The sequence below is a fragment of the Streptomyces xanthophaeus genome (genome assembly GCF_000725805.1).
GTDB lineage: Bacteria > Actinomycetota > Actinomycetes > Streptomycetales > Streptomycetaceae > Streptomyces > Streptomyces xanthophaeus.
Map to the genome: position 1 here is coordinate 93,046 of NZ_JOFT01000012.1, position 25,943 is coordinate 118,988.

Consider the following 25,943-nt stretch of genomic DNA (forward strand, 5'->3'; position numbering starts at 1 on the left):
GAGGTCCGCCCGTCTCCACCCGTCTCCGCCCAGGACGCGCACGCCGAACCGGCCCCGGCACCCGCCGTGCCGGACCCGGCCCCGGCACCCGCCGTGCCGGACCCGGCCCCGGCACCCGCCCCGTCGGACCCGGTACCCGAGCCCGGCCCGTCGGATGGGCCCCCGCCGGGCGGATCCGCAGGTGGTGGGGCCTTGGCCCCGTCAGAGGGCGGCGCGCCCACGGGGGATCCCTCCGTCCGGGCCGTGGACGGCCTGTCCGTCCAGCTCGAAGGGGTCCCGGGATCCTTCGTGGCGGGAGGCGGCTGGGGCGAGTTCTCGGTCGCCGTCGAGAACACGTCGGGACAGCGTCAGCCGGGCCGTACGATCCTGTTCTCCCTCAACGTGCTGACGGAGACGGGCCGGTTCACGCACGAGATCGTCCGAGCCCAGTTCTTCGCCGACGGCGCGTGGCGGGACATCCCGCTCGTGAGCGACCCTGAACTGGGCGATATCGACGGGGCGTTGCCGGGTGACTTCCTCGACTTCCCGGCGGGCCGCTCCGTGATCCCCGTCCGTATGGCCTTCGCGTCGGACGCTCCGCTGATCACCTTCTACGCCACGAGCACGGTGGAGGGCGCTCAGGCGGTCCCGGGCTGGTCGGAGTCCGTCATCGTCGCCCCGGACGGCGGCGGAGACCCCGGTGGCGGAGACCCCGGTGGCGAGGAGCCGGGTGGCGAGGTGCCCGGCGGTGAAGGGCCGGGTGCTGAGGAGCCCGGTGGTGGCGAGCAGGGTGGCGGCACTCCCGGCCCCGGAATCGATCCCGATCCTGGTCCCACAGTCGCGCCCGGCGGTTCCGAGGCGTCGGACGACGGCTCGCGCGCGCCCGAGGACGGCGGACCGGCCGCCACCGGTCGGCCGGGCGGGCGGCTCGCCGAGACGGGTACGGACGCGGTGACGAGCTGGACCCTGGGTGTGGGCGGGTCGGCCGTGCTCCTGGGCGCGGCTCTGCTCGCCGGTACCGGACGGCACCGCCGCCGCATCCGTCCCTGAGCCGAACGGCCCGGCCGGAAATGCCCGCCTGCCGGTCACGCTCCCTGCGCTGCCGACCGCCGCCACGGTGTACCGGCACAACGCAGGGTCGCCCCGGCCGGTCGGCAGGCCCGGAGCCACGCCGGACGCGGTCCTGGCCGGTGAGGCGATCCTCCAGCGGCAGACCCCACGGCCGCCCCTGCCCCGGGGCCGACGCCCTCGCGGGGAAGCGCGGGCACCGACTCAGTAGGGCCCGTTGACGTTGTCGATGGAGCCGTAGCGGGCCGCCGCGTAGTTGCAGGCCGCGGTGATGTTGGCGACCGGGTCGTACGAGTCCTGCGAGGTGCCGGGCACGTGGTAGGCGCGGAACGTCGGGTCGATCACCTGGAGCAGGCCCTTGCTGGGAATGCCGTTCTGCGCATTGATGTCCCAGTTGTTGATCGCCATCGGATTGCCCGAGGACTCCCGCATCACGTTGCGGTGAATTCCGTTGTAGGTACCGGGAATGCCGTGCCGGGCCATGACGTCCAGGGACTCCCGGATCCACCCGTCGAGATTGTCCGGGTAGGCGGCGGCGGGCTTGGCGGCGGCCTGCTTGGCGGCGGCGGTCGTCTTCTTCGCCTGGGCGCCGATGGTCAGTTCGAGGCCGGGGCGGATCACCGACGGGTTGTCACCGACGGCGCCGCGGTTGGCCGCGTACAGCTGCTCCCAGCCGCCCTTGAGGGAATGCTTTGCCGCGATCTTGGAAAGGGTGTCACCGGCGACCACGGAATAGGTCGCGGGAGCTTTGGTGACCTCCGCCGCCCCGGCGGTGGCCGTGCCGACCAGGGGGAGTGCGAGGGCTGCGCCGCCCGTGCCGGCCAGGGCCAGCTTGCGGGTGATGGCGTGGTGCTTCGGCCGGCGGTGCTTTCCCTTTGCAGGCATGGCGCATTTCCTCACGTGGGGGACGGAGAGGCCCCGGAGGTGGCCGGATTCGGCTGCTGACCACCGGGAACGAGGGTGACCGTAAGCGAGCCCGCCGGGCCCGGACAAGGCCCGAATTCCACCGGTAGATCGACTTCCTGCATTCCGCCCCGGAAATGACCTTGACGAGTCCTTCCGGCAATAGCCAACTTTCTTTCGGGGGAAAGGGAATCGCGCCCTCCGGGGAAATGATGTTGAGGTTTTCCTAGTGACTCACATCACGGGTCTGCGGCCCGTCTCCGCCCCTGCGTCCAATAGGGGCAAGTCCGCTCTCCGTGGGCGGGATTCGGGCGACTCGCGCGTTGCTGGCGAATCGCCCATACCGCCCCCTTTCCGGCGGCATTTCCCGCCGGTGGCCCTCAGGTCTCCGCCAGCCGCCCCAGCGCGGCCCTCACCGCGGCCTGCGAGGCCGGCAGCAGGGGCAGCCGCACGTCGGGAGCCGGGATCCGGCCCTGCGCGTGCAGGACGCCCTTGACCACGGCCGGATTGGGCTCCGTGAACGCCGCCGCCGACAGCCGGGCCAGCGCGTGCCCCAGGGGCCGGGCCCGCGCCACGTCCCCGGCCCGCCAGGCCGCGGCAAGCTCCGCGAACCGGGCCGTGGCCAGGTGCGCCGAGGCCAGGATGCCGCCCGCCGCGCCCAGCGCGAGGAGCGGCGAGAGGTACGCGTCGTCGCCCGCGAGCACCTCGAAGCCGTCCGGCAGGTCGCCGAGCAGGTCCACCGCGTCCTGGCCGATGGACCCGGTCGCGTACTTCACCCCGGCCACCCCGTCGAGGGATCCCAGCGCCCGCAGCGCGGCCGCGTCCAGCGACTGCCCGGTCCGGTACGGGATGTGATAGACGATCAGCGGTACGGGGCTCGCGTCGGCCACCCGCGCGAAGTGCGCCAGTACCCCCGCGGCCGACGGCCGGACGAACGGGGGCACGGTCACCAGCGCCGCCCGCGCCTGCGGCCAGCGCTTCAGCCGGGCCAGCGAGGCCTCTGCCGCCCGGGTGCCGCTCGCCCCGGCGCCCACCGTCAGCAGGGCGTCCCGCTCCGCACAGACCCGGGCGCACACGTCGGTGACGAGGTCGCGCTCCCCCTCGTCGAGGGAGGCCACCTCGGCGGTGGTGCCGAGCGCGACGATCCCGGCGGCGCCCCCGTCGAGCACCTCGTGGGCCAGCGCCTCCAGGGCGTCGGCGGCGACGTCCTCGCCGCCGCGGGTGAAGGGGGTGACGAGCGGTACGTGGATGCCGGAGAGGGCGTCCCGGAGGGTCCGGGCGTCCCGGGCGTCCCGGGCGTCGTCGAGGTCCCGGACCGGCGCGGCTGCAGTGTCATGTGTCATGCCTTCGAGCCTGCTGTGTGCCGAGCATCGAATCCAGTTCGCATTCCTTACGCAACCCGTAAGCTGAGCCGATGCTCGACGTCCGACGCCTGCGCCTGCTGCGCGAACTCGCCCACCGCGGGACCATCGCCGCCGTGGCCCAGGCCCTCGCCTTCAGTCCTTCGGCGGTGTCCCAGCAACTCGGCGTCCTCGAACGCGAGGCCGGCCTGCCCCTGCTGGAGCGGACCGGCCGCCGGGTCCGCCTGACCCCCGCGGGCCAGAACCTCGTCCGGCACGCCGAGGCCGTCCTCGAACGGCTGGAACAGGCCGACGCCGATCTCGCGGAAGCCCGCAGCGGCCTGGCCGGGGTGCTGCGGATCGGCTCCTTCCCCACGGCCACCCGGGCCATCGTCCCCGCCGCCCTGACCACGCTCGCGCGGCGGCACCCCGCGCTGGAGCCCATGGTGTCGGAGACCGACCCGGCGGCGGTGGCGCACGCCCTGCGGGCCGGGGACCTGGACGTGGCCCTGGTCCACGCGTACGACTTCGTCCCGCCGCCCCGGGAGCCGGGGCTGTCCGTGGAGCCGCTGTACGTGGAGGCGATGTACCTGGCCGAGCCCCCGCCGCAGCCGGGCGCCCTGGCCGCACCCGGCTCCGTACCGCTGCCGCCCGTGCCCGTCCCCTCGGGCGACGCGGACCAGGCCGCGGTGCTGCGGGCCCGCGCGGACGCCCCGTGGATCACGGCCACGCCGGGCACCCTCTGCCACGCCATGACCGTACGGGCCTGCCAGGCCGCCGGGTTCACGCCCCGGGTCCGCCACCAGGTCGACGAGTTCGCCACCGTGCTCGCCCTGGTCGCGGCGGGCCAGGGCGTGGCCGTCGTGCCGCAGCTCGGCATCGCCGCCCAGGGCGGGCCGGAGGTCCTGCTGACCCGGCTGCCCATGTCCCGCCGGACCCGGATCGCCTTCCGCAGCGGAGCCGGCGCGCACCCGGCCGTGGCCGCCTTCGGCGCGGCCCTGCGGGAGGCCGTACCGCCGGAACTGGCCGGATCGCGCGCCTCGCAGTGACGCAACTCCCGCACGCCCCGTAGCCCGTGTACGTTCGGACGACAGTCGACGAGAGTGGGGTAGGACGTGACGCATCGCGTACGAGGGGTCATTGCCCGGAGCAAGGGCGCACCGGTGGAGACGACGACGATCCTCGTGCCCGACCCGGGTCCCGGCGAGGCGCTCGTCCGGGTCCAGGCCTGCGGGGTCTGCCACACCGACCTGCACTACCGCGAGGGCGGCATCAACGACGAGTTCCCCTTCCTGCTCGGCCACGAGGCCGCCGGGATCGTGGAATCGGTCGGCCCGGACGTCACCTCGGTGGCGCCCGGCGACTTCGTCGTCCTCAACTGGCGCGCGGTGTGCGGCACCTGCCGGGCCTGCCGGCGCGGACGCCCCTGGTACTGCTTCGCCACGCACAACGCCACGCAGTCGATGACGCTGGAGGACGGCACCAAGCTGTCCCCGGCGCTGGGCATCGGCGCCTTCGCCGAGAAGACCCTCGTCGCGGCCGGTCAGTGCACCAAGGTGGACCCGGCCGCCGCGCCGGCCGCCGCCGGACTGCTCGGCTGCGGGGTGATGGCGGGCCTGGGTGCGGCGCTGAACACGGGCAACGTCGGGCGGGGCGACTCCGTGGCCGTCATCGGCTGCGGGGGAGTGGGCAACGCGGCCGTGGCGGGCGCCCGGCTGGCCGGGGCCTCGAAGATCATCGCCGTGGACCTGGACGACCGGAAGCTGGAGTGGGCGCGCGGCCTGGGCGCCACGCACACCGTCAACGGCCGTGCGGAGGACGTGGTCAAGGCCGTGCAGGCGCTGACCGACGGCAACGGCGCCGACGTGGTCATCGATGCCGTGGGCCGCCCCGAGACCTACCGGCAGGCCTTCTACGCGCGCGACCTGGCCGGCACCGTGGTCCTGGTCGGGGTGCCCACGCCGGAGATGAAGCTCGAACTCCCGCTCCTCGACGTCTTCGGCCGCGGCGGCGCGCTCAAGTCCTCGTGGTACGGGGACTGCCTGCCCGAGCGGGACTTCCCGCTGCTCATCGACCTCTACCTCCAGGGCCGCCTCGACCTGGACGCCTTCGTCTCCGAGACGATCCCCCTGGACGGGGTCGAGGACGCGTTCGCCCGGATGGAACGGGGCGAGGTGCTCCGCTCGGTCGTCGAGTTCTGACGGGACCGCCCGGGCCGCGGGGCAGTCCGGCCGCGGGCCGACCCTGCCGAGCGGCCCGGGCGGGTCAGCCGGGCTCCACGAAGGGCCGGGTGAGGTGCGCGGTGGCCAGCAGGGCGCCGCGCTCCACGGCCCGGGCCAGCAGGTCCTCCCGTGAGGCCCGGGCGGCGGCCCGGTCGCGCTCGTGCGAGTACGGGACGGCCGGATTGCCCAACTGCACGGCGTGCACGAGCACATCCCCGGTGACCAGTACGTCCCTGGCCCCGTCCGGGCCCCCGCCGTCCTGCTCCACCAGCACCGACTGGTGTCCGGGCGTGTGCCCGGGGGTCGGCAGCAGGGTGATCCCCCGGCCCAGCCGGTGGTGTCCGTCCACCTCGTGGAGCTGCCCGCTCGCCCGCAGCGGAGCCACCGTCCAGCCGTACACCGGGTCCGCCCGGTCCAGCGCGGCGACCTCCGCGCGCTGGACCACGTACCGCGCGGCCGGGAAGAAGGGCTGCCCGTCAGCCCCTGCCGACCAGCCCGCGTGGTCCTCGTGCAGATGGGTCAGGACCACCGTCTCCACGTCCGCCGCGGAGATTCCGGCGGCCGCGAGGACGGCGGGCAGCCGTCCGGGCACCGGCGCCCAGCCCGCGGCGGGCCCCTGAGCCGGGCCGACCCCGGCGTCCACCAGGACCCAGCGGCCACCCGGCCGGGCGATAGCGAAGCAGCGGAAGTCGAGCAGCCAGGCGCCGTCCGGCCCGGCAGCGTCCGGATCGAGGAGCGCGGCCCGGGCCCAATCGGCCTCGTCCGCGCCGGGGAAGGCCGTACGGGACGGCTCGAAGAAGGTGCCGGTGGCGTCCAGCAGGGCCACTACGCGTCCGTGACGGTCCATTCGCATATTGTGCGGTGCATGACCGAACAGCACGATCAGCGGGCTCCCTTGGAGCCCATGCCCACCGACTGGACCCGCGCCCTCGCCGTGGTCGCGCACCCCGATGACCTCGAATACGGCTCCGCTGCCGCCATCGCGGACTGGACGGACGGGGGCCGCGAGGTCGTCTACCTCCTGGCAACGCGGGGGGAGGCGGGCATCGACACCATCGCCCCGGCGGAGTGCGCCCCGCTGCGCGAGGCGGAGCAGCGCGCGAGCGCGGCCGTGGTCGGCGTGACCCAGGTGGAGTTCCTGGACTACCGGGACGGAGTCGTCGAGTACGGCCTGGACCTGCGTCGCGACATCGCCGCGGCCATCCGCCGCCACCGTCCCGAGCTGATCATCACCATGAACCACCGCGACACGTGGGGCGGCGAGGCCGGCGGCGGCTTCTGGAACACCCCCGACCACAAGGCCGTCGGCCGGGCCACCCTGGACGCGGCCGCCGACGCGGGCAACCGGTGGATCTTCCCCGAGCTGATCTCGGAGCAGGGCCTGGAGCCCTGGAACGGGGTGCGCTGGGTCGCGGTGTCCGGCACGACCACCCCGACGCACGGGGTCGATGCGGCCCCGGGCATGGAGCGTGCGGTGAAGTCCCTGATGGAGCACAAGGCGTACATCGAGGTGCTGACGGACCAGGACCCCGAGGAGTACGTGCGCGGCTTCCTCGGCGGGTTCGCGGAGCAGGCCGGCGCCCGGTTCGGCGGCCGTCCCGCGGTGCTGTTCGAGGTCTTCCCCCGCTGACGCGATCCCCCTAAGCTGACGATCCGTCAGATGGGGTCAGGGGTCCGGGAGGTGCGGGACAGGGTGATCGACACCATTTCCACGGACATCGCGGAGGGTGAGGAACGCATCCGGCTGGAGGTCGCGGACGGCGTCGCCACCCTCACCCTGTGCCGCCCCGACCGGCTCAACGGCTGGAGCTGGGAGTCCACCCGCCAGCTGGGCCTGCTGGCGGACCGCATCCGCTTCGACCCCGCCGTACGGGTGGTCCTGCTGAGGGCCGAGGGCCGCGCCTTCTGCGCGGGCATAGACGTGAGCGCCCCCGGCGGGGCCGTCACCGGGGGCTCCGCGGCCGAGCGCACCCGCAACTACTACGAGGGCATCCGCTGGGTCCACGAGCGCTTCGCCGTCCTCGCCCGGCTCCCGCAGCCGGTGGTGGCCGCCGTCCAGGGCTACTGCCTCGGCTTCGGCTTCGAACTGGCCCTGATGGCCGACGTCCGGGTGGCGGCCGAGGACGCCGTCTTCGCCCTGCCCGAGGCGCAGCTGGGCGTGGCGGTGGACGCGGGCGGCGACCTGCGCATCGCCCGGGAGGCGGGTGCGGGCTGGGCCAAGTACCTCGCCCTGACGGGCCGCAGGATCGACGCGGCGACGGCCGAACGCCTGCACCTGGTCCAGCAGGTGGTCCCGGTGGCGGAGCTGGAGCCCACCGCGCGGGCGCTGGCGGCGGAGATCGCCGCCAACGCGCCCCTCGCCGTCCAGGGCATCAAGCGGGCCGTCGACGCCTATGCCGACGCCGCCCTTCCTGCTGCCCTCGACCGCGTCGCCATGACCGCCGCCCTCACCCTCACCTCGGACGACTGCCGGGAGGGCTACGGCGCGAAGGCGGCCCGCCGCCCTCCCCACTTCAACGGGACCTGACCGCGGCTCACCCGCCGAACGGGCCGCGCCCCAGCTGCTCGCGCACCGGGACGACCTCAGGGGCGACCACCGAGCGCCGCTGCCAGTTCGCCCCGTCGACCACCAGGGTGTGACCGGTCACGAACCGGGCGTACGGCGAGGCCAGGAAGGTGGCGGCCCAGCCCAGCTCGTGCGGCGCACCGACCCGCAGCGCGGGCTGGCGCGCGTCCCGGGCCCCGGGCGCGGCGCGCTCCAGGCCGCCCCGGATGTCCTCGGTCATGTCGGCGTGCGGGAACAGTCCGGGGACGAGCCCGTTGATCTGGATGCCGTACGGGCCCCACTCCACGGCCAGGGTCTCCACCAGGCTCTTCACCCCGGCCTTGGCCGCCGCGCTGTGGGAGAAGCCGGGCCCGCCCGTCCAGGCGTACGAGGCGCCGATGTTCACGATCGAGCCGGGGGTGCCCGCGGCGAGGTGGCGGCGGCCGAACTCGCGGGTCATGAACCAGGTGCCGGTCAGGGTGATGTCCACCACCGCCCGCCAGGCGTTGGGCGAGAGGTCCTCCGCGGGGGAGGGGAAGTTGGCCGCCGCGTTGTTGACCAGGACGTCCGGCAGGCCCAGGGCCGCCTCGGCCGCGTCGAAGACCTCCGCGACCCGTTCGGGGTCCCGGATGTCGCAGGCGGCGGCCGCCACCCGGCCCGCGCCGGGGACGGCCGCCAGTTCCCTGCGCGCGGCCTCGAGCTGCTCGGCCCGGCGGCTCGCGATCACCAGATCGGCGCCGAGCCGGGCGAACTCGGTGGCGATGGCCTTGCCCAGCCCGGTGCCGCCGCCGGTCACGAGGACCACCTGCCCGGCGTACGTACCGGGAGGCAGGGCGGCGGCGCCGGGCGGTGGCGGCGCGGGCAGACCGCGCGGGAGGTTCTCCATGCGCCCATCGATAGCCTGTGGGCGCTCAGATCACCATGCCGAGGACAGGATCGGCCCCCGGGCTCAACTGGGCTGTGCGTAGGCCTGCTTGCTCGCGCAGGTCCAGATCACCGCGCTGCTCGCCCGGGTCTCCCGGTCGACGACGGTGCCGGCGACCCGGTCGTCGTCCGTGGCGGCGAAGGCGCGGCTGAGGGTGTCGCGGGTCGAGCCCTCGGGGTGCGGCAGGGCCAGCAGGGGCCCCTTGCCGGGCCAGTAGACGGCCTGGAAGTAGCTGGCCCAGCTCTCCTCGAACTCGGTGGCGGTGCCCACGGCCGCATTGGTCGTCGGACTGCTGCCCGAGAGTTCGACGTTGCGGTAGCGGCCAAGCTCGCCCGGGTCGGCGGGCAGGGCGTCGTAGGGCTTCTTCCAGACGGCCGGGGTCAGCGCCGGGTCGTTGCGGTAGTAGTAGTCCTCCACGCCGACCACGCGGCCCCGCTCGTCGATGTCCCGGCCGATGGTGGAGTACGAGTAGTGGGAGCCGTTCCACACCTGGAGGCTGTACGGCGGGTAGCCGCCCCCGGCGGGCCAGACCACGGGGAAGGTCTTGGTGACGTTGGTGTCGTTGTCGGCGTCGTAGTAGGAGCCGCTGGCGGTGCCGACGACGTCACCGCGCTTGTTGATCCCGCTCAGCAGGATGACCTTGGTGCCGGGGATCGCGTCGGCGGGGACCGGCAGTTCGCGTACGACCTTGCCGCCCACCCACTCCTTGGCGACGCCCTGGTCCACGGCGACGACCCGGCCCGACTCGTTGACGTCCACGTCCACCTCGTACCCGTCGGCGACGGGTGCCGTGAGCGCCTCGGAGGTCGCGGCGCCCAGCTGGTGGGTGAAGGCGATCTTGGCGTGGTCCGAGGCACGGCTGGCCGTGCCCACCATGAGGCCCTTGGCGCTGACGGCCTTGACGCTGCCCCAGTCGAAGCCCGCGGGCAGCGGTACGGCGTGCGCCGTGTGCTCGGCGCCGGTCCAGTAGGCGGGGCGGCCGCCGCTCTCGCCGACCACGAGCCCGCCGGTACCGAAGCCCCGCGCGATCCCCCCGCCCAGCCCCTGCACGGCGGGCAGGAGCTCGATGCCCGGGCTGCACGCCGCCGCGCCGGCCGCCGCCGAGGCCGGTCCGGCGGCGGTGATCAGCCCCGCGAGGACGGCCGCGGCCCCCGCCACGGCCGTCGCGTTCCTCATCCCGATTCTTCTCACGACTGAAGTCCCCCTGCTGGTCTGTGCCATGTGCCCTGCGGCACCGGCCCGTTGATCTACGGCACATGCTGCCAAACGACCGCCCCGCGCGCACACGTGTTCGCGCGGGGGCGCGGGCGAGGCGGCCCCCGGGGTTTCGCGGCGCCGCGCGGACCGGTCCGTTCCCCCCGCTTCCCCCGATGGGTTCACAGGAGGGCAAGCGACCGCTTAGTATGCCCGCGGAGTGTGGTTCCTCGACGGCGGCTGGAGGCCCCGGATGCAGGCATGGCGCGTACATACCCCCGGCGAACCCCGTGAGGCCATGCGCCTCGAGGAAGTTCCCGAACCGGTGCCCGGCGAGGGCGAGGTGAAGCTCCGGGTGCTCGCGGCCAACGTCAACTTCCCCGACGCCCTCCTGGTCCGCGGGCAGTACCAGATCCGGCCCCCGCTGCCCTTCACCCCCGGCGTGGAGGTCTGCGCCGAGACCGAGGACGGCCGCCGCGTCATCGCCAACCCGAGCCTGCCGCACGGCGGCTTCGCCGAGTACGTCACCGCGCCCGCCCGCGCCCTGCTCCCCGCCCCGGACTCCCTCGACGACGCCGAGGCCGCCGCCCTGCACATCGGCTACCAGACCGGCTGGTTCGGCCTGCACCGCCGGGCCCGCCTGCAGCCGGGCGAGACCCTCCTCGTGCACGCCGCCGCCGGCGGGGTCGGCAGCGCCGCCGTCCAGCTCGGCAAGGCCGCCGGGGCCACCGTCATCGGGGTCGTCGGCGGCAAGGCCAAGGCCCGCACCGCCGAGGAGCTCGGCTGCGACCTCGTGATCGACCGCACGGCGGAGGACCTCGTCGCGCGCGTCAAGGAGTTCACGGCCGGACGGGGCGCCGACGTCGTCTACGACCCGGTGGGCGGCGACGCCTACACCGCCTCCGCCAAGTGCGTGGCCTTCGAGGGCCGGATCGTCGTCGTGGGCTTCGCCAGCGGCACGATTCCCGCCCCCGCCCTCAACCACGCCCTCGTCAAGAACTACGCCGTCCTCGGCCTGCACTGGGGGCTGTACGCCACCAAGGAGCCCGCCGCGATCCTCGCCTGCCACACCGAACTCACCCGGCTCGCAGCCGACGGCGCCATCAAGCCGCTCGTCAGCGAACGCCTCCCCCTCGACGCAGCCGCCGACGCCGTCCAGCGCCTCGCCGACGGGACCACCACCGGCCGGCTGGTCGTCGTACCGGCCCTGGACGGAGGCTCCCGATGAGCGGACCGACCGCCGCGGCCGTGACCGCCGCGGACCTGCGCACGCGGGTACGGGACCTGCTGGCCGCCCGCCCGCCCGCGGACACCCCCCGCGACACCTTCCTGCGCGCCCGCTTCGACGCAGGCCTCGCCTGGGTCCACTACCCCGAAGGCCTCGGCGGACTCGGTGCACCCCGCTCCCTCCAGGCCGTCGTCGACACCGAACTGGAAGCCGCCGGAGCCCCCGGCAACGACCCGCGCCGGATCGGCATCGGCCTCGGCATGGCCGCGCCCACGATCCTCGCGTACGGCACCGAGGAGCAGAAGAGCCGTTTCCTGCGCCCCCTGTGGACGGGGGAGGAGGTCTGGTGCCAGCTCTTCAGCGAACCCGGCGCCGGATCCGACCTCGCCGCGCTCGGCACCCGGGCCGTCCTCGACGAGGCCGCCCGGGAATGGGTGGTGGACGGCCAGAAGGTGTGGACCTCGAGCGCCCACACCGCCCGCTGGGCCATCCTCATCGCCCGCACCGACCCGGGCCTGCCCAAGCACCAGGGCATCACCTACTTCCTCTGCGACATGCACGCCCCCGGCGTGGAGGTCCGCCCGCTGCGCCAGATCACCGGCGAAGCCGAGTTCAACGAGGTCTTCCTCACCGGCGTCCGCATCCCCGACAGTCACCGGCTCGGCGCCGTCGGCCAGGGCTGGGCGGTCGCCCGCACCACCCTGATGAACGAGCGCGTCTCCATCGGCGGCATGCGCATCCCGCGCGAGGGCGGCATGATCGCCCCGGTCGCCGCCACCTGGCGCGAGCGGCCCGCCCTGCGCACCCACGCCCTCCACGACCGGCTGCTGGAACTGTGGGTCGAGGCCGAGGTCGCCCGCCTGACCGGCGAACGCCTGCGCCAGCAGCTCGCCGCCGGGGAACCGGGACCCGAGGGATCGGGCATGAAGCTCACCTTCGCCCGCCTCAACCAGGAGATCAGCGGTCTGGAGGTGGAACTCCTCGGCGAAGAAGGCCTGCTGTACGAGGACTGGACCCTGCGCCGCCCCGAACTGGTCGACTTCACCGGCCGCGACGCCGGCTACCGCTACCTGCGCGCCAAGGGCAACAGCATCGAGGGCGGCACCAGCGAAATCCTCCTCAACATCGTCGCCGAACGCGTCCTCGGCCTGCCCCCCGAGCCGCGCGACGACAAGGACCTCGCCTGGAAGGACCTGTCCCGATGACCAGCCCGAGCGCCACCCCCTACGACCTCCTCTACTCGGACACCGAGGAGGAACTGCGCTCCGCCGTACGGTCCCTGCTGGCCGACCGCTGCGACGGCGCGGCGGTCCTGGCCCGCGCCGAGAGCGACCGGCCCAACGACCCGGCCCTGTGGCAGACCCTCGCCGCCGGGATCGGCGCCGCCGGACTCCTCGTCCCCGAGAAGCTCGGCGGCCAGGGCGCCGGCCACCGCGAGGCCGCCGTGGTCCTGGAGGAGCTGGGCCGGGCCGTGGCGCCCGTCCCGTACCTGACCAGCGCGGTCCTCGCGACGGAGATCCTGCTCGGGTGCGACACCCCCGAAGCCGCCCCGCTGCTGCGCGAGCTGGCGACCGGGCGGCAGGTCTGCGTCCCCGCCCTGCCGCTCACCCTGGCCCCCGGCGCACCCCTGCCCGTCACGGTGCGCGATGCCGGCGGCGGGACCCTGTCCGGCACGGTCACCTCCGTCGCCGACGCGGCGGCCGCCGACGTCCTGCTGGTGCTCGCCGACACCGGGCTGTACGCCGTCCCGGCCGCCTCCGCCCGGCTGACCGCGCCCGTCCCGCTGGACCTGACCCGCCCGCTCGCCACCGTCACCCTCGTCGGGGCCACCGGCACCCTGCTGGCCGATCCGTCCGCGGCCCGGGCCGCCGTCGCGGGCGCCCTGCTCGCCGGAGCCGGACTCCTGGCTTCGGAACAGCTCGGGCTCGCCGAATGGTGCCTGACCGAGACGGTCGCCCACGTACGGACCCGCCACCAGTTCAACCGGCCCGTCGGCTCCTTCCAGGCCCTCAAGCACCGCCTCGCCCGGCTCTGGCTCGACGTGGCCTCCGCCCGCGCGGCGGCCCGCGCCGCCGCCGACGCCCTCGCGACGGGAGCCCCCGACGCGCCCCTCACCATCGCGGTCGCCCAGGCGTACTGCTCCGGGGTCGCGGTACGGGCCGCCGAGGAATGCGTACAGCTCCACGGCGGCATCGGCATGACCTGGGAACACCCCGCCCACCTCTACCTCAAGCGGGCCAAGGCCGATTCCCTCACCCTCGGCACGGCGGGCCACCACCGCACCCTGGTGGCGGCCTTCGCGGAACTCCCGGCGCCGTGAACCGCCCGGCCACCGCGCGCGGGGGGCCCCCGCCGGGCGGCGGGTGACGGGACGCGTCCCCGCCCTTCGGGGGGCGGGGACGGCGCGCGCTCTGGCCGAACGGCCGATGCGCGGCCGGGGCGGTCCGGGGCAGCCTCTACGGGTCGCCCCGAACCGTCCCCGCCCCGTGAAGGAGGCGCCGTGCTGCACGCCCTCTACCTCCTCGGCATAGCCGCCTTCGCCGCCTCCGGCGTGCTCGCCGCGCACCGCGCCGCCATGGACCCCTTCGGCGGGCTCGTCCTCGCCTTCGCCGCCAGCATCTCCGGCGGGACCCTGCGCGATCTCATCCTCGACCGGCACCCGCTCTACTGGACGCACGACTGGCTGCTGCTCGTCCTGATCGCCTCCGTCGCCTTCGCCACCATGTTCTACCTGCGCCGCCGGGAGCTCCCGCACCGGACCCTGATGGTCGTCGACGCCGTCGGCCTCGCCGTCGTCACCGTCATCGGGGCGCGCGCCGCCATCGACGCCCACGTCACCCCCGTCGCCGTGCTGATCCTCGCCGTCCTGACGGGCGTCACCGGCGAAGTGGTCCGCGACGTGCTCTGCGGGGAGTTCCCGCCGCTCCTGCTGCGCGAGGAGGTCTACGCCACCGCCGCGCTCGCCGGGGCCGCCGCCTACCTCGGCCTGCACTGGGCCGGGGCACCGGACACGCTCAACATCACCGTCTCCGCGTCGCTGGTCTTCGCCCTCCGGATGGCCGCCGTCTTCCGCGACCTGCACCTGCCCCGCCTGCAACGCGTCCCCCGCTGATCCCTATGCTCGCCGCATGACGGCCACCATCACCGCGCTCGACGCCACCGCACTGCGCGCCCACCGCGACGAGCTCGCCGCGCTCCTGCTCGCCGTCGTCGACGCGGGTTCCTCCCTCGGCTTCCTCGCCGGGACCGACCACGAGGCGGCGGCCGCCTGGTGGGACTCGCTGCTGCCCGCCGTCGAGGAGGGCTCCCTCGCCCTGTGGGTCTCGCGCAGCGGCGACGACGGCCGCATCGACGGCACCGTCAGCTGGTACAGGGAGTCCAAGCCCAACGGCCGCCACCGCGCCGAGCTGCGCAAGCTCATGGTCCACCCGGCCGCCCGCGGCCGGGGCACCGCCCGCGCGCTGCTCGCCGAGGCCGAGGCGGCCGCCGCGCGCGCCGGGGTGGTGCTGCTGTTCCTGGACACCGAGACGGGCAGCGGCGCCGAGAACGTCTACCTGCGCGCGGGCTGGACCGAGGCCGGCACCATCCCCGACTACGCCACCGACCCGGCCGGCCGCCTGCGGCCCACGACCCTCTTCTACAAGCACCCCAAAGGGTGACCTCGCCCGCCGCGCGGCGTTAGACCCGTAGCCGCCGGCCACCGAGCGAGGGAGACCGTATGTACGCAGCACCAGCCGCCCCCCCGACCCGCCGCACGGTCCTGCGGTCGGCCTTCACCGCGGCCGTGCTGGCCGGTACGGCCGCCGTCCTGGCCCCCGTACTGCGGGCCCGGCGCCCCCGCCAGACGCTCACCCCGGCGCCGCTCTCCGAGGAGACCTACCGGGGCCGGCACATCGCCGTCGACCAGGCCGGCGTCCGCATCGACGGCCGCCCCCTGCACGTCATGCGCCGGGCCGACGGCAGCTACCTCAGCGGGATCAACCACTTCCAGTCCTATCCGACGCGGCTGGACCTGGCCCGCGCCGCCGTCGACGAACTGGGCACCGCGCAGCTGACGCTGGCCGCCGCGCACCACGGCTGAGGGAGGAGCCCCGCGTTGTACACCCGGCAGAACCAGAAGGACCTGACCAGCGCCCAGAAGAAGCGGTTCACGGCGGCGCTGCTCGAACTCAAGCGCAACGGCACCTACGACCGGTTCGTCCGCACGCACGACAAGTACTTCGTGCCGGACCGGGACAAGGGGCTCCGCGTCGGCCACATGTCCCCGTCGTTCTTCCCCTGGCACCGGCGCTACCTGCTGGAGTTCGAACGGCAGCTGCAGGCCGTCGATCCCGGCGTCGCGATCCCGTACTGGGACTGGACCGCCGACACCAGCCCGGTCTCCTCGCTCTGGGCGGACGACTTCCTCGGCGGTACCGGACGTGCCTCCGACCGGCAGGTCATGACCGGGCCCTTCGCCTACGACAAGGGCAACTGGACCGTCACGGTGGGCGTCACGGAGTCCCGTTTCCTCACCCGCAACCTGGGCCGCCCGCAGAACCCGATCAAGCTGCCCACCCCGGCGGAACTCCAATGGGCGATCGACGACCCGGTCTACGACACCTCGCCCTGGGACTCCACCGCGAGCGCGGGCGGCTTCCGCAACAAGCTGGAGGGCTGGGCCGCCCCCAAGAGCGAGCGCTGGCGCAACCACAACAAGGTCCACCAGTGGATCGGCGGCCACATGACCGGCGGCACGGCGCCCAACGACCCGGCGTTCTGGCTGCACCACGCCTTCGTGGACCTGGTCTGGGACCGCTGGCAGCAGCGCCACCCCCGCTCCGGCTACCTGCCGGCCGGCCCGCTGCCGTACGGGGACCTCCAGCGCGGCCGGGTGATCGCCCTGGACGAGCCGATGCCCCCGTGGGACGTCACCCCGCGCGAGATGCTCGGCCACCAGGGCCTCTACCGCTACGCATGACAAAGGGAGCATGACAAGGGGAAGGGCCCCCGCCCGGTGGCGGGGGCCCTTCGACGGGCCGGCCGGCAGCCGGCCCGTCGGAAGATCGGGGACGGTCAGTGACCGTAGCCCTCGGTGTGGTGCTCGCCGCCGCCCGAGGCGTTGATGCAGGTGTTGCCGAACGCCGGGTTCAGCAGGCCGATCACGTTGACGGTGTTGCCGCAGACGTTGACCGGGACGTGCACCGGAACCTGGAGCAGGTTGCCCGACAGGACACCGGGGGAGCCGACCGCCGCACCCTGCGCTCCGGCATCGGCGACGGCCAGACCCGCACCGGCGGCCACGGCGCTACCGGCGACAGCGGTGATGGCGAATGCCTTCGCGATACGCGACATCAAGAATCTCCTCGAGAGGTAAGGGGCGCCGCAAAGACTGCGGCGTTTGACATGGCGTACAACGCAGCGGTGGCCCAGGGGTCACGGCCCGTTTTCCTACCTGGTGCCGTCGAACCGCACCGAGGCGAACGCCGGACGCACCTGGGTGACCGTTCCGGAGGGCAGGACCTGGACCGCCCTGCCCTTGCAGCCCGGCTCCCGGTACAGGGTGGCGGTGCCACCGGTCCGGTTCGTGACGGCCCGGGCTCCGCCGCCCGCAGCCCGCACACAGCCCTTGGGCGCGGTGAGGCCGTGGGCCTGGTCGTCCTGTCCGAGGTACTGGAAGTCCGGGCCGCCGGCCGCCTGCGCCGGGCCGCCGCCACCACCGAGGACGGCGGCGGCCACCAGCAGGGCGACGGGTACCGGGCGGGCCCGCAGGACCTTCCGTACGGTGGGGTGAAGGAAAGGGGATCGCATGTCCGTCCAACCCGGCGGGGCCCGGACCCGGTCACGCCTTGTCACCCGTGGTACGGCTGTGCGACCGTGCGCGCGCGGCGCAGGCGCCGCAGAGGGATCCAGGAGGCACGGATGAGCACAGCGGTCGGCGGCCGTCCCCGCGTCAGGACCACCTCCGGAGTGGTCGAGGGGCGCACATCCCCCGACGGCACAGCCGTCTTCCGGGGCGTCCCCTACGCCGCCCCGCCCGTCGGCCCGCTCCGCTTCGCCGCCCCGGCACCCCCGGCGCACTGGGACGGCGTACGGGACGCGGGCAGCTACGGGCCCACCGCGCCGAAGGTGCCCTACCCGGAACCTTTCGCCTCCCTGCTGTGCGACCCGGAGATCCCCGGGGAGGACTGCCTGAACGTGAACGTCTGGACCCCCGACCCGGCGCCCGGGGCCCGGCTGCCCGTCATGGTCTGGATCCACGGCGGGGCGCTCACCCGCGGCTCCGCCGCCGTACCCGTCTACGACGGCTCGGCCTTCGCCCGCGACGGGGTCGTGCTCGTCTCCTTCAACTACCGCCTCGGGGTCCTCGGCTACGGGCTCTTCCCCGACGCGCCGGCCAACCGCGGCCTGCTGGACCAGATCGCCGCCCTGGAATGGGTCCGGGACAACATCGGGGCCTTCGGCGGCGACCCCGCGCGCGTGACGGTCTTCGGCGAGTCCGCCGGGGCCATCAGCATCGGCTCCCTCCTCGCCGCCCCGCGCGCGGCCGGTCTCTTCGCCCGGGCCGTCCTGCAGAGCGGCGCCCCCGGGGTGCTGACCCGCGACCGGGTCCGCGCCATGGTCCGGCGGATGGCTTCGCTGCTGAAGGTGAAGGCCACGGCCGGGGCCTTCACCGAGGTCCCGCTGCCCACCCTGCTCGCCGCCCAGGCGGCCGTGCTCCGCCGCTCGAACCCCCTCCTCGGCGGCGCCGCGTTCGGCCTGGTCGCCGAGCCGGCGACGGTGCCCCTCGACCCGCTCGAAGCGCTCACGGCCCCGGGAGCCCCCGGGGCCTCGGCGGACGTGCCCCTGCTGCTCGGCTGGACCGCGCACGAACACCGGCTCTGGCTCGCCCCGACGGGCGCCATGCGGCACCTGGACCGGCTGGGACCTCTCACCGTGGCCCTGGCGCGCAGGCGCGGCGGCAAGGACCGGGCCGCCGTCCGGGCCCTGCGCACCCTGCTGCCCGAGGCGGGCCCGGCCGAAATCGCCGGGAACCTGCTCGCCGACCGGTTGCTGCGCGACCCGCTGCGGCTGGTGGCCGGTGCGCGGCGGGCCGCGCCGAGCTTCGTCTACGAGTTCGCCTGGCCCTCCGGCATCCCGGGGCTCGGTGCCTGTCACGCGCTGGAGCTCGGCTTCGTCTTCGACACGCTCCACGTCCCGGAGGCCGCCTGGCTGGCCGGGCCGGACGCCCCGCAGGCCCTGGCGGCGCAGATGCACGCGGCCTGGGTGGCCTTCGCGGTGGACGGCGACCCGGGCTGGGCCCCCTGGAACGGCAACGGCCCGCCGAAGGTGTTCGGCGGGCCGGAGCCGGAGGAGGCGCGGGGGAGGGCAGGAGCGGACGCGCCTTCCGCTACTCGACGGGCCCTTCCATGACCTTGCTGATGAACTGGATCGGACCCTCGCCCATGTTCGGGACGTAGGTTTTGGCGTTGTGCTGGCCGCCCTTGATGACCCTCAGGTCGGTGTGGACGGGCCCCTTGTTGCCGAAGGTGGCGATGAACTTCTGCACGTCCGGCAAGGTCTTCTTGTTGTTCTCGCTGTCACCGACCTGGAAGGCGAGGTAGACGTCGGGACCCTTGCTGTCGATGAGCTGCTTCGCCAGGATCTCCGGGTTGTTCTCGGCCTTCTCCTTGTCGTGGCCCTTCCACAGGGAGGAGTCCGGGACGATGTCCGGGCCGGAGGCGATCACGGCCTTGAACTTGTCCGGGTGCTTGAGCACGGCCTTCAGACCGGCGAACCCGCCGGTGGAGGACCCCATGAAGGCCCAGCCGTCACGGGACTTCACCGTGCGGAAGTTCGCCTTCATCAGGTCCGGGACGTCCTCGGTGAGCCACGTGCCCATCTTGGGCTGGCCGGGGATGTCGGAGGCGTCCCAGTAGATGCCCTTGTCGTCCGGCGCCGGGTTGAGCACCGGCATGGCCAGGATGAAGGGCTTGCTCTTGCCCTCGGCGTACCACTTGCTGATGCTGGTCTGGAGACCGAGGTCGGTGCCCATCCAGTAGTTGTTCGGGAAGCCGGCCCCGCCCGGCAGCGCGATCATGACCGGGAAGCCGCTCTTGGCGAACTTGGGGTCGTTGTACTCCTTGGGCGCCCAGACCCACACCTTGCCCTTGAAGCCGGACTTCTTGCCGTCCAGGGTGGTGACGGCCACGTGCGTGCCGTCGGGCAGGGTCGTCGAGTTCTTGAACTCCGCCGCCGGGCCCGTGGGCATCAGCATCTTGGAGTTCGCAGGCTGCTTCGGGGTGTCGCCCGCCTTGCCCTCGCCGCCGCCGACCGGCTTCCCGAAGGAGACCGCGGCGCCCTTGTCGGTGAACGGGGGTATCTCGAAGTGGCTCATCACGAGCGCCGCGACGCCCGCCAGGGCGACGACCGAGGCACCCGCTATGACCCAGCGGCGGACCCGGGACCTGCGCGGGCGCTCGGGCTGCTGCTCCTCGTACCAGGGCTCCTGCCCGTACGGCGCTCGGGGGTCCTCGTAGGACTGCTGCCGGCCGTACGGCTGTCCGCCGTAAGGCGGCTGCGGCGGCTGCCCTTCCGGCCGGTACGGCTGGTGCTGCTGCCCGTCGGGTGCGTACGACATGTGCGGTGGACTCTCCGGCTGGTGCTGCCCCGGGAGGGGCGGGGTGGTCTGAGTGCTTGATCCTTCCGTTCGGAAGATGAACGTAAGGTCGCAGAGGTTCCCCATTTTTCCTTTTCTTGACCACCGCATGACAGCGGCCCCCGCCTCGGCCGTCCTCGGCGGAGGACGACGGGAGCGGGGGCCGCGGGAGAAGGAGCGTCACGCCCTCGGGGGCGGAGCGCGGTCGGCACCAGGCCGTCACTTTCGGATCTTGCCGGGTCCGCGCCGCCCGGCACCGCGCCTCGCCGCACTGCCGGGGCAACCGAGTACGTCCAGTACACGGCAGCCCCGGACGACGCGGACCTGACCGACAAGATCCGAAAGCGAGGACCTAGGCGGGGATCAGGGTCCGTCGGCGGCGCTTGCGCTGCGCGGCGGCCGACAGCCTGAGCTCGATGACCGACCGGACGGCCGGCCACTCCTCGTCGAGGATCGAGTAGAAGGCGGTACTGCGCACCGCCCCGTCGAGCCCGCGCGAATGGGCCCGGCGGACCCCCTCGCTGGTGAAGCCCAGGCGTTCCATCGCCGCCCGGGACCGTCCGTTGCGGGCGTCGGCGCGCAGCGAGATGCGCCGCACGCCCCAGGTCTCGAAGGCGTGGCGCAGCATGAGCAGCTTCGCCTCGGTGTTGATGCCGGTGCCCTGGGCGCCCGGGGACAGCCAGGTGTTGCCGATCTCCGCGGCATCGGGGATCGCCGTCGCAGGATCGCCGAACGGGACCCCCGGCACGGCGGGCCAGACCAGCGGCCCCTGCCAGTAGTCGAGTTCCAGGAACCGGGTCGAACCGACGACCCGCCCGTCGGTGGCTCTGACCACCGCGAACGGGACCGATCGACCCGCCGCCTGATCGGCGAGGGCACGGTCGATGTACTCGTGGGACGCCTGCACGCCGTGGGGTACGGGAGTGAAGGCGTAAGTCGTACGATCCTCGGCCCCGGCCACGGCCAGGGCCTCGGTGTGGTGGGGGGCGAGGGGCTCAAGCCGCACGCTGCGGCCGGCGAGGAGTACGGGTACGGGCACGGAGCCTTCGGTCCTTCTGGGCGGTGGGGTGGTTGCACAGTCTGCGTTTCTGACGTCGCCCCCCGTGCAAAACACGGGTGAAAGGCAACGGGCGGTCAGGTGAACGCGAGTGGCTCAATGTAGCCCCTTAAAGTCCTCTCATGAAGCCCCAATTTGGCAATGACGCGCCGCTGTTTTTCGACGACTCCGGTCCCCGTGACGGAGCGCCGGTCCTGCTGGTCCACGGGCACCCGTTCAACCGCACGATGTGGGCCCCCCAGACGGCCGCACTGGTGGCTGCCGGATACCGGGTCATCGCCCCTGACCTGCGCGGATATGGGGAATCTCCGGTGCGGCCGGGCGTGCTGCCGCTGGCCGCCTTCGCCGACGACCTGGCCGCTCTGCTCGGCCGCCTGGACATCGAACAGACGGTCGTCGCCGGAGTGTCCATGGGCGGGCAGATCGCCATGGAGATGCGGCTGCGCCACCCGGGTCTGGTACGGGCCCTCGTCCTGTCCGATACGAGCCCGGTTCCGGAGACCGAGGACGGAAAGAAGACCCGTCTCGGGACGGCCGAACGGCTGCTCGCCGAGGGAATGGGGCCTTATGCCGAAGAGGTCATCGCCAAGATGCTCGCGCCCTACAACGTGAGCGGGATGCCGGAGGCCGCGGCGCACGTCGACGCCATGATGCGGGCCACGGACCCCGAGGGCGCCGCGGCCGCACTGCGGGGCCGCGCCGAGCGCCCCGACTACCGGCCCCTTCTCGCCCGGGCCACGGAGCCCTGCCTGGTCCTGGTGGGTGCGGACGACGTCTACACCCCGGTCGCGGAGGCCGAGGCCCTGCACGCGCTGATGCCCCACTCGGTGCTCACGGTCATCGAGCGGGCGGGCCACCTGCCGGGCGTGGAGCAGCCCGAGGCGTTCAACCGGGCGCTGCTGGAGTTCCTCGCCCGCCTCTGAGCGCGGGCCTCGGGCCTTTCGTCGCCCGCCCGGGTGCCCAATGGCGGCCGGGCGGGGCGTGCGGACGTGTCAGTCTGTCTGGAGGGTGGTGCGCAGCCGGTAGCGGTCCCCGCTGGGCGCGGCCCTCGCCCGCATCGCCGCCCGCGTCCGCACCCAGCTCGGCTCCCCGGAACTGGCCGGGCTGCGGGCCGCCCGCCGCCCCCTGTTCACCGGCATCGGGGCCTCGTACGCCGCCCTCGCCGTGCCCGTGCAGCAACTGCGCGAGGCCGGGGTCGTCACCCAGCGGGTCCTCTCCAGCGAGATCGAGACCGGTACCGCCGGCTTCGACACCGACTGCCTGATCGCCGTCTCCCAGGGCGGCCGCAGCTCCGAGACCCTCGCCGCCTTCCGGTGCGCCGCCCCCGGCATCACGAGGACCGCGCTCCTGAACGTCGCGCCCTCGCCCCTGGGAGAGCTCGCCGACCTGGTCGTGGACCTCGGCAACGAGTGCGACTCGTACGCCTCCACCATCGGCTACACCGGCACCGTCGTGGCCCTCGACCTGATCGCGGGCGCCCTCGCCGGGCGCGCGGGAGACCCCTGGGGCGAGATCGCGGAGCAGACCACCGCCGTCCACCGGCAGGCCGCACAGGTGGTCGCCGGGCTGCGGGAGCGCGGCGCCCGCTGCATCGCCTCCGACGGGGTGGCGGCCGGCGCCTCCCGGGTCTCCGCCGAGGAAGGCGCCCTGCTGCTGCGCGAGGTGGTCCGGATGACGGCCGCCGTCTCGGCCACCCGCAACTACCTGCACGGCGAGATGGAGTCGGCGGGCAACACCCTGCACCTCGTGTACGGGGACGGCCGCGAGATCGAGCTGGCCCGGTCGCTGGCCGGCGCGGGCCACCTGACCCTGCTGATCACCGCGGCCGACGTGGAGATCGCCGAGAACCAGTTCGTCGTCCGGCTGCCGAAGGCGGCCGACGCCGTCCGCGTGGTCCTGGAGACGGTGGTCCTCCAGGAGCTCGTGGCCCAGCTCAGCGACGAGCGGGGCGTGCCGATCGAGTCCTTCGTCTTCGCCAACGACGACACGAAGGAAGGCGGCCTGGACATGTCCGACTTCGAGGTCGCCGCCTGGTCCCCGGCGGCCGGCTGAACCCCCGCCCCTCCCGGGCCCGTCCCCGGCTGAGATCATCCGGGGATGGACGAGGTACTGCGCACCCTGGCCGAGGTGGGCCCCTTCTTCGCCGTGCCGTACGGCAAGGAGCCGCCCGGGCCGGGATTCCGGCCGCTGGACGAGCTCTACGGGGAGGGCCTCGGCCCGTACGTGGCCGAGGTCGGGCGGCGGATCGGCACCGGGCCGGACCGGGTGGCCGCCTCGACGGCGCAGTTCGGGATCGCCTCGCGGCTGTGGTCGATCGGGCTCGGGTGCGTGGCCCTGGCCGGGCAGGTGCCGGACCTGGACCCGGGGCGCGTGGGGTGGCGGCTGCCCGCAGCGGGCTCGCTGGAGCTGTGGCTGCCCGAGCCCGTGCCGCTGCCCGCCGCTTCCCTGGGCGGGACCGTCCTCGGGAACCTCGCCGTGCTCGACGCGCGGCTGCGCAAGGATTTCGGGGTCTCGCCGAAGGTGCTGAGGGGCAATGCCGCGTCCGGACTGGTCGGGGCGCTGCGGGTGCTGACCGACCGGGTCGAGGGGGACGCGGCGGTGCGGTCGGCGGCCGCGCTGCTGGCCGAGGACGGCCCGCTCGCCGGTACCGGCACCTTCGTCCACGAGCCGGGGCTCGGGGTGGCCTTCGTACGGCGCAGCTGCTGCCTCTACTACCAGGTGCCCGGCGGCGGGTTCTGCGGGGACTGCGTCCTGCGGACCCGCTGACGGGACAGGGCCACCGGGGAGCGGTCAAGCCGCTGCCCGATGGCCCTGCCGGTGGTGTGGTGCGGACGTCCTAGAAGGTCAGGTTCCAGGCGTCGATCTTGCCGGTGTCGCCGCCCGCGTTGTCGTTCACGCGCAGCTTCCAGGTGCCGTTCGCGACCTCGGACGAGGCGTTGACGGTGAAGACCTGGTTGATGTTGTCGGCGCTGCCGCCGGCCCGGTTGTGCACGGTGTAGACGGTGCCGTCGGGGGCCAGGAGGTCCACCTTCAGGTCACCGGTGTAGGTGTGCACGATGTTCACGCCCACCTTGAGGGTGGCCGGGGCGTTGCCGGTCACCCCGCTGACGGTGATGGGGCTCTCCACGGTGGTGTTGTCGCCGATGGCGAAGTCACCGAGGTTCTCGAAGTACTTGCCGGGGGGCGGGGTGGATCCGACGGCCTTGAGGGCGTCGGTCTGGCCCTCGCCGAAGAAGCCGTTCTTCGCCGTGGTGCCCTTGCAGCGGCTGTCCGACGGGCAGGCGACGTCGTTGGCCTGGGTGGCCAGCTTGTCGCGCAGCTGCGCCGGGGTGATGCCCGGGTTGGTGCTCGCCAGCAGCGCAGCCACACCGGCCACGTGCGGGGAGGCCATCGAGGTGCCGCTCATGCTGCCGTACTTGCCGCCCGGCAGGGTGCTGTAGATGCCGGTGGCGTCGCCGCCGGGGGCGGTGATGTCGACGACGTTCAGGCCGTAGTTGGAGTACGAGGCCTTGGCCGTGGTGCCCATCGCCGAGACCGTGACCACGCCCGGGAGCTCGGTCGGGATGTCCAGGCAGGCGTTGGTGATGGTGCGGGTGACCGGCGTCGAGTCGTTCGGGCTCTCGGTGTCGGTCGTCTTGTTGGCCAGGTCGAGGTTGGAGTTGCCGGCCGCGGCGACCTGCAGCGAACCCTTGCCCTCGGCGTACTCCTGGGCGCGCTTGACGCCCTCGATGATCGCGGCCTGGTCGGCGTTGTCCGGGCAGTTGAACTGCCACGGGTCCGTGTAGTAGCTGTTGTTGGTGACCTTGAAGCCGTGGTCACCGGCCCACATGAAGCCGCAGACGGTGTTCTCGGCGAAGAAGAGCGAGGATCCGGGCTCCGCGATGCGCACGGAGGAGATCTTCACGCCCGGGGCCACGCCGATGACGCCCTTGCCGTTCTTGGCGGCGGCGACCGTACCGGCCACGTGCGTGCCGTGGGTGCCGACGTCCCGCCAGGAACCGGCGCGGGTGTCCGCCTTGCCGTACGCGCAGGACGCCGAGTCCGCCGCGTTGAAGTTCGGCGCCAGGTCCTGGTGCTGGTCGTCCACACCGGTGTCCAGGATGCCGACCTTGACGGTGGCGGAACCGGTGGTGACGGCCCAGGCCTGGTCGGCCTTGATCTGCGTCATGTCGGCGCGGACCGGCTCGCCGGAAGGCGTCGTGGACTGCGCCGGGTTGGCGGGCAACGCCGGGTTGTAGGCGTCCGCCGGGACGTCCGAGGTGCGGGTGGCCCCGACCTGCTGGACGCCGCTCACGCCGCGCATGGTGGCGGCGAAGGAAGCGGACGACGAGTGGGCGACGATCACGCCGATCGCGTCGTAGTTCGCGAAGACCGTGCCGCCGTTGGCGGTGACGGCGGAGCGCACCGCCGTGCTGTCACCGGGAGCGGTGATCACGAGGTAGGCGCGGGTGCCGGCAACCCAGGTCGCACTCTGGGAGGCCGACGCCGCTGCCGGGGCCGCTGCCGGGGCCGGAGCAGGAGCGGGAGCGGAAGGAGAGACCGGGGCGGTGCCGGCGAGCGCGGCGGGGGCCCCGAAGGTCAGTGCGGCGCCGAGAGCGGCGGCCAGCACCAGGGTACGGCGAGGCCGGCTGGATATGTGGGGTATCAATGCGTCCTCCGAAGGCCCGGTGGTCGCACCTACCGGGCCGTACGAAACAAGTGGTGGACGCAAGATGTCAGACGCACACCCCGCTGCGGAAGTACCTTTTGCAACACGGGGGTTCGTTTATCGGTGGCAGGTAACCGAATACGGGTGAGATGTGCGATGTGTTCCGGGTCCGGCCGGGCTGGGCACCGTGGGGGCGAGCCCGGCCCGGCCGGATCGT

At 73.7% G+C, this 25,943-nt stretch carries 27 protein-coding genes; 16 read left to right on the plus strand and 11 right to left on the minus strand.

Going from position 1 to position 25,943, the window contains the following annotated elements:
• The first annotated feature begins 192 nt into the window (after positions 1 to 192).
• Positions 193 to 1,029, plus strand: coding sequence for a hypothetical protein (locus IO30_RS44385; RefSeq protein ID WP_157853121.1), 837 nt, complete (start codon positions 193 to 195; stop codon positions 1,027 to 1,029).
• A 222-nt stretch (positions 1,030 to 1,251) separates the two neighbouring features.
• On the opposite strand, the gene IO30_RS0106335 is transcribed toward IO30_RS44385, so the two are convergent.
• Both IO30_RS0106335 and IO30_RS0106340 read right to left on the minus strand, forming a co-directional pair.
• The gene (locus IO30_RS0106335) at positions 1,252 to 1,932 is read right to left on the minus strand and encodes a LysM peptidoglycan-binding domain-containing protein (RefSeq protein WP_031140144.1); all 681 of its coding nucleotides are present in this window, start codon (positions 1,930 to 1,932) and stop codon (positions 1,252 to 1,254) included.
• 398 nt (positions 1,933 to 2,330) lie between these two features.
• Complete coding sequence (locus tag IO30_RS0106340; protein WP_078904576.1) at positions 2,331 to 3,293, minus strand: dihydrodipicolinate synthase family protein; 963 nt, start codon at positions 3,291 to 3,293, stop codon at positions 2,331 to 2,333.
• Between the two features lie 71 nt (positions 3,294 to 3,364).
• Here IO30_RS0106340 and IO30_RS0106345 point away from each other — a divergent pair, with 71 nt between their 5' ends.
• Positions 3,365 to 4,339, plus strand: coding sequence for a LysR family transcriptional regulator (locus IO30_RS0106345; protein WP_031140148.1), 975 nt, complete (start codon positions 3,365 to 3,367; stop codon positions 4,337 to 4,339).
• Positions 4,340 to 4,405: 66 nt separating this feature from the next.
• The gene (locus IO30_RS0106350; protein WP_031140150.1) at positions 4,406 to 5,491 is read left to right on the plus strand and encodes an S-(hydroxymethyl)mycothiol dehydrogenase; all 1,086 of its coding nucleotides are present in this window, start codon (positions 4,406 to 4,408) and stop codon (positions 5,489 to 5,491) included.
• Between the two features lie 64 nt (positions 5,492 to 5,555).
• On the opposite strand, the gene IO30_RS0106355 is transcribed toward IO30_RS0106350, so the two are convergent.
• Positions 5,556 to 6,359 (minus strand): MBL fold metallo-hydrolase, encoded by an 804-nt coding sequence (locus IO30_RS0106355; RefSeq protein ID WP_078903809.1) that lies wholly within the window; start codon positions 6,357 to 6,359, stop codon positions 5,556 to 5,558.
• A gap of 18 nt (positions 6,360 to 6,377) precedes the next feature.
• On the opposite strand from IO30_RS0106355, the gene IO30_RS0106360 reads away from it, so the two are divergent.
• Both IO30_RS0106360 and IO30_RS0106365 read left to right on the plus strand, forming a co-directional pair.
• The gene (locus tag IO30_RS0106360) at positions 6,378 to 7,142 is read left to right on the plus strand and encodes a PIG-L deacetylase family protein (RefSeq protein WP_031140154.1); all 765 of its coding nucleotides are present in this window, start codon (positions 6,378 to 6,380) and stop codon (positions 7,140 to 7,142) included.
• 63 nt (positions 7,143 to 7,205) lie between these two features.
• Entirely contained in the window at positions 7,206 to 8,039 is an 834-nt protein-coding gene (locus IO30_RS0106365; protein WP_031140156.1) for an enoyl-CoA hydratase/isomerase family protein, read from the plus strand.
• Positions 8,040 to 8,046: 7 nt separating this feature from the next.
• On the opposite strand, the gene IO30_RS0106370 is transcribed toward IO30_RS0106365, so the two are convergent.
• Together IO30_RS0106370 and IO30_RS0106375 are read right to left on the minus strand one after the other, a co-directional pair.
• Positions 8,047 to 8,943, minus strand: coding sequence for an SDR family oxidoreductase (locus IO30_RS0106370; protein ID WP_031140158.1), 897 nt, complete (start codon positions 8,941 to 8,943; stop codon positions 8,047 to 8,049).
• Positions 8,944 to 9,006: 63 nt separating this feature from the next.
• The gene (locus tag IO30_RS0106375; RefSeq protein ID WP_157853123.1) at positions 9,007 to 10,158 is read right to left on the minus strand and encodes a hypothetical protein; all 1,152 of its coding nucleotides are present in this window, start codon (positions 10,156 to 10,158) and stop codon (positions 9,007 to 9,009) included.
• A 271-nt stretch (positions 10,159 to 10,429) separates the two neighbouring features.
• On the opposite strand from IO30_RS0106375, the gene IO30_RS0106380 reads away from it, so the two are divergent.
• The 7 genes from IO30_RS0106380 to IO30_RS0106410 all read left to right on the plus strand — a co-directional run bounded on the left by IO30_RS0106380 (position 10,430) and on the right by IO30_RS0106410 (position 16,364).
• Positions 10,430 to 11,404, plus strand: coding sequence for an NADPH:quinone oxidoreductase family protein (locus tag IO30_RS0106380; RefSeq protein WP_031140162.1), 975 nt, complete (start codon positions 10,430 to 10,432; stop codon positions 11,402 to 11,404).
• Positions 11,401 to 12,609, plus strand: coding sequence for an acyl-CoA dehydrogenase family protein (locus IO30_RS0106385; RefSeq protein ID WP_031140164.1), 1,209 nt, complete (start codon positions 11,401 to 11,403; stop codon positions 12,607 to 12,609). Before IO30_RS0106380 ends, IO30_RS0106385 begins: the two co-directional genes overlap by 4 nt.
• Positions 12,606 to 13,724, plus strand: a complete 1,119-nt coding sequence (locus IO30_RS0106390) for an acyl-CoA dehydrogenase family protein (protein ID WP_031140166.1) — start codon at positions 12,606 to 12,608, stop codon at positions 13,722 to 13,724. Before IO30_RS0106385 ends, IO30_RS0106390 begins: the two co-directional genes overlap by 4 nt.
• A 180-nt stretch (positions 13,725 to 13,904) precedes the next feature.
• Entirely contained in the window at positions 13,905 to 14,516 is a 612-nt protein-coding gene (locus IO30_RS0106395) for a trimeric intracellular cation channel family protein (RefSeq protein ID WP_031140168.1), read from the plus strand.
• Positions 14,517 to 14,532: 16 nt separating this feature from the next.
• Complete coding sequence (locus tag IO30_RS0106400; protein WP_051859011.1) at positions 14,533 to 15,063, plus strand: GNAT family N-acetyltransferase; 531 nt, start codon at positions 14,533 to 14,535, stop codon at positions 15,061 to 15,063.
• A gap of 59 nt (positions 15,064 to 15,122) precedes the next feature.
• On the plus strand, positions 15,123 to 15,485 hold the full coding sequence (locus IO30_RS0106405; RefSeq protein ID WP_031140172.1) for a tyrosinase family oxidase copper chaperone: 363 nt from the start codon (positions 15,123 to 15,125) through the stop codon (positions 15,483 to 15,485).
• A gap of 15 nt (positions 15,486 to 15,500) precedes the next feature.
• Positions 15,501 to 16,364 carry a tyrosinase family protein gene (locus IO30_RS0106410; protein WP_031140173.1) on the plus strand — a complete coding sequence of 288 codons (864 nt, stop codon included), beginning with the start codon at positions 15,501 to 15,503 and terminating at the stop codon, positions 16,362 to 16,364.
• A 95-nt stretch (positions 16,365 to 16,459) separates the two neighbouring features.
• Here IO30_RS0106410 and IO30_RS0106415 read toward each other — a convergent pair whose 3' ends face one another.
• Together IO30_RS0106415 and IO30_RS0106420 are read right to left on the minus strand one after the other, a co-directional pair.
• The gene (locus IO30_RS0106415) at positions 16,460 to 16,738 is read right to left on the minus strand and encodes a chaplin (protein ID WP_031140174.1); all 279 of its coding nucleotides are present in this window, start codon (positions 16,736 to 16,738) and stop codon (positions 16,460 to 16,462) included.
• 96 nt (positions 16,739 to 16,834) lie between these two features.
• Complete coding sequence (locus IO30_RS0106420; protein WP_031140175.1) at positions 16,835 to 17,194, minus strand: hypothetical protein; 360 nt, start codon at positions 17,192 to 17,194, stop codon at positions 16,835 to 16,837.
• Between the two features lie 111 nt (positions 17,195 to 17,305).
• On the opposite strand from IO30_RS0106420, the gene IO30_RS0106425 reads away from it, so the two are divergent.
• On the plus strand, positions 17,306 to 18,796 hold the full coding sequence (locus IO30_RS0106425; protein WP_051901968.1) for a carboxylesterase/lipase family protein: 1,491 nt from the start codon (positions 17,306 to 17,308) through the stop codon (positions 18,794 to 18,796).
• Here IO30_RS0106425 and IO30_RS0106430 read toward each other — a convergent pair.
• Positions 18,774 to 20,003 carry an alpha/beta hydrolase gene (locus IO30_RS0106430; RefSeq protein ID WP_078904577.1) on the minus strand — a complete coding sequence of 410 codons (1,230 nt, stop codon included), beginning with the start codon at positions 20,001 to 20,003 and terminating at the stop codon, positions 18,774 to 18,776. The genes IO30_RS0106425 and IO30_RS0106430 overlap by 23 nt on opposite strands.
• Before the next feature lie 370 nt (positions 20,004 to 20,373).
• A complete protein-coding gene (locus IO30_RS0106435) occupies positions 20,374 to 21,060 on the minus strand; it encodes a GNAT family N-acetyltransferase (RefSeq protein ID WP_031140178.1) in 687 nt (228 codons plus the stop codon).
• 140 nt (positions 21,061 to 21,200) lie between these two features.
• Between IO30_RS0106435 and IO30_RS0106440 the strand changes: the two genes are divergently transcribed.
• Complete coding sequence (locus IO30_RS0106440; RefSeq protein ID WP_031140179.1) at positions 21,201 to 22,001, plus strand: alpha/beta fold hydrolase; 801 nt, start codon at positions 21,201 to 21,203, stop codon at positions 21,999 to 22,001.
• Positions 22,002 to 22,070: 69 nt separating this feature from the next.
• Here IO30_RS0106440 and IO30_RS45270 read toward each other — a convergent pair whose 3' ends face one another.
• Entirely contained in the window at positions 22,071 to 22,217 is a 147-nt protein-coding gene (locus IO30_RS45270) for a hypothetical protein (RefSeq protein ID WP_157853125.1), read from the minus strand.
• Between the two features lie 25 nt (positions 22,218 to 22,242).
• Here IO30_RS45270 and IO30_RS0106445 point away from each other — a divergent pair, with 25 nt between their 5' ends.
• Entirely contained in the window at positions 22,243 to 23,130 is an 888-nt protein-coding gene (locus IO30_RS0106445; RefSeq protein ID WP_051901969.1) for an SIS domain-containing protein, read from the plus strand.
• Positions 23,131 to 23,175: 45 nt separating this feature from the next.
• Positions 23,176 to 23,844 carry a (2Fe-2S)-binding protein gene (locus IO30_RS0106450; RefSeq protein WP_031140181.1) on the plus strand — a complete coding sequence of 223 codons (669 nt, stop codon included), beginning with the start codon at positions 23,176 to 23,178 and terminating at the stop codon, positions 23,842 to 23,844.
• 70 nt (positions 23,845 to 23,914) lie between these two features.
• On the opposite strand, the gene IO30_RS0106455 is transcribed toward IO30_RS0106450, so the two are convergent.
• Complete coding sequence (locus tag IO30_RS0106455; protein ID WP_031140183.1) at positions 23,915 to 25,687, minus strand: S8 family peptidase; 1,773 nt, start codon at positions 25,685 to 25,687, stop codon at positions 23,915 to 23,917.
• Positions 25,688 to 25,943 lie beyond the last annotated feature (256 nt).

Coding starts and splice junctions, on each gene's coding strand:
- IO30_RS0106370 (WP_031140158.1), bottom strand. CDS start 8,943: ATGGAGAACCTCCCGCGCGGTCTGCCCGCGCCGCCACCGCCCGGCGCC.
- IO30_RS0106380 (WP_031140162.1), top strand. CDS start 10,430: ATGCAGGCATGGCGCGTACATACCCCCGGCGAACCCCGTGAGGCCATG.
- IO30_RS45270 (WP_157853125.1), bottom strand. CDS start 22,217: ATGCCGGTGAACAGGGGGCGGCGGGCGGCCCGCAGCCCGGCCAGTTCC.
- IO30_RS0106345 (WP_031140148.1), top strand. CDS start 3,365: ATGCTCGACGTCCGACGCCTGCGCCTGCTGCGCGAACTCGCCCACCGC.
- IO30_RS0106385 (WP_031140164.1), top strand. CDS start 11,401: ATGAGCGGACCGACCGCCGCGGCCGTGACCGCCGCGGACCTGCGCACG.
- IO30_RS0106390 (WP_031140166.1), top strand. CDS start 12,606: ATGACCAGCCCGAGCGCCACCCCCTACGACCTCCTCTACTCGGACACC.
- IO30_RS0106400 (WP_051859011.1), top strand. CDS start 14,533: ATGACGGCCACCATCACCGCGCTCGACGCCACCGCACTGCGCGCCCAC.
- IO30_RS0106440 (WP_031140179.1), top strand. CDS start 21,201: ATGAAGCCCCAATTTGGCAATGACGCGCCGCTGTTTTTCGACGACTCC.
- IO30_RS0106415 (WP_031140174.1), bottom strand. CDS start 16,738: ATGTCGCGTATCGCGAAGGCATTCGCCATCACCGCTGTCGCCGGTAGC.
- IO30_RS0106340 (WP_078904576.1), bottom strand. CDS start 3,293: ATGACACATGACACTGCAGCCGCGCCGGTCCGGGACCTCGACGACGCC.
- IO30_RS0106430 (WP_078904577.1), bottom strand. CDS start 20,003: ATGTCGTACGCACCCGACGGGCAGCAGCACCAGCCGTACCGGCCGGAA.
- IO30_RS0106450 (WP_031140181.1), top strand. CDS start 23,176: ATGGACGAGGTACTGCGCACCCTGGCCGAGGTGGGCCCCTTCTTCGCC.
- IO30_RS0106425 (WP_051901968.1), top strand. CDS start 17,306: ATGAGCACAGCGGTCGGCGGCCGTCCCCGCGTCAGGACCACCTCCGGA.
- IO30_RS0106335 (WP_031140144.1), bottom strand. CDS start 1,932: ATGCCTGCAAAGGGAAAGCACCGCCGGCCGAAGCACCACGCCATCACC.
- IO30_RS0106355 (WP_078903809.1), bottom strand. CDS start 6,359: ATGGACCGTCACGGACGCGTAGTGGCCCTGCTGGACGCCACCGGCACC.
- IO30_RS0106360 (WP_031140154.1), top strand. CDS start 6,378: ATGACCGAACAGCACGATCAGCGGGCTCCCTTGGAGCCCATGCCCACC.
- IO30_RS0106375 (WP_157853123.1), bottom strand. CDS start 10,158: ATGAGGAACGCGACGGCCGTGGCGGGGGCCGCGGCCGTCCTCGCGGGG.
- IO30_RS0106405 (WP_031140172.1), top strand. CDS start 15,123: ATGTACGCAGCACCAGCCGCCCCCCCGACCCGCCGCACGGTCCTGCGG.
- IO30_RS0106420 (WP_031140175.1), bottom strand. CDS start 17,194: ATGCGATCCCCTTTCCTTCACCCCACCGTACGGAAGGTCCTGCGGGCC.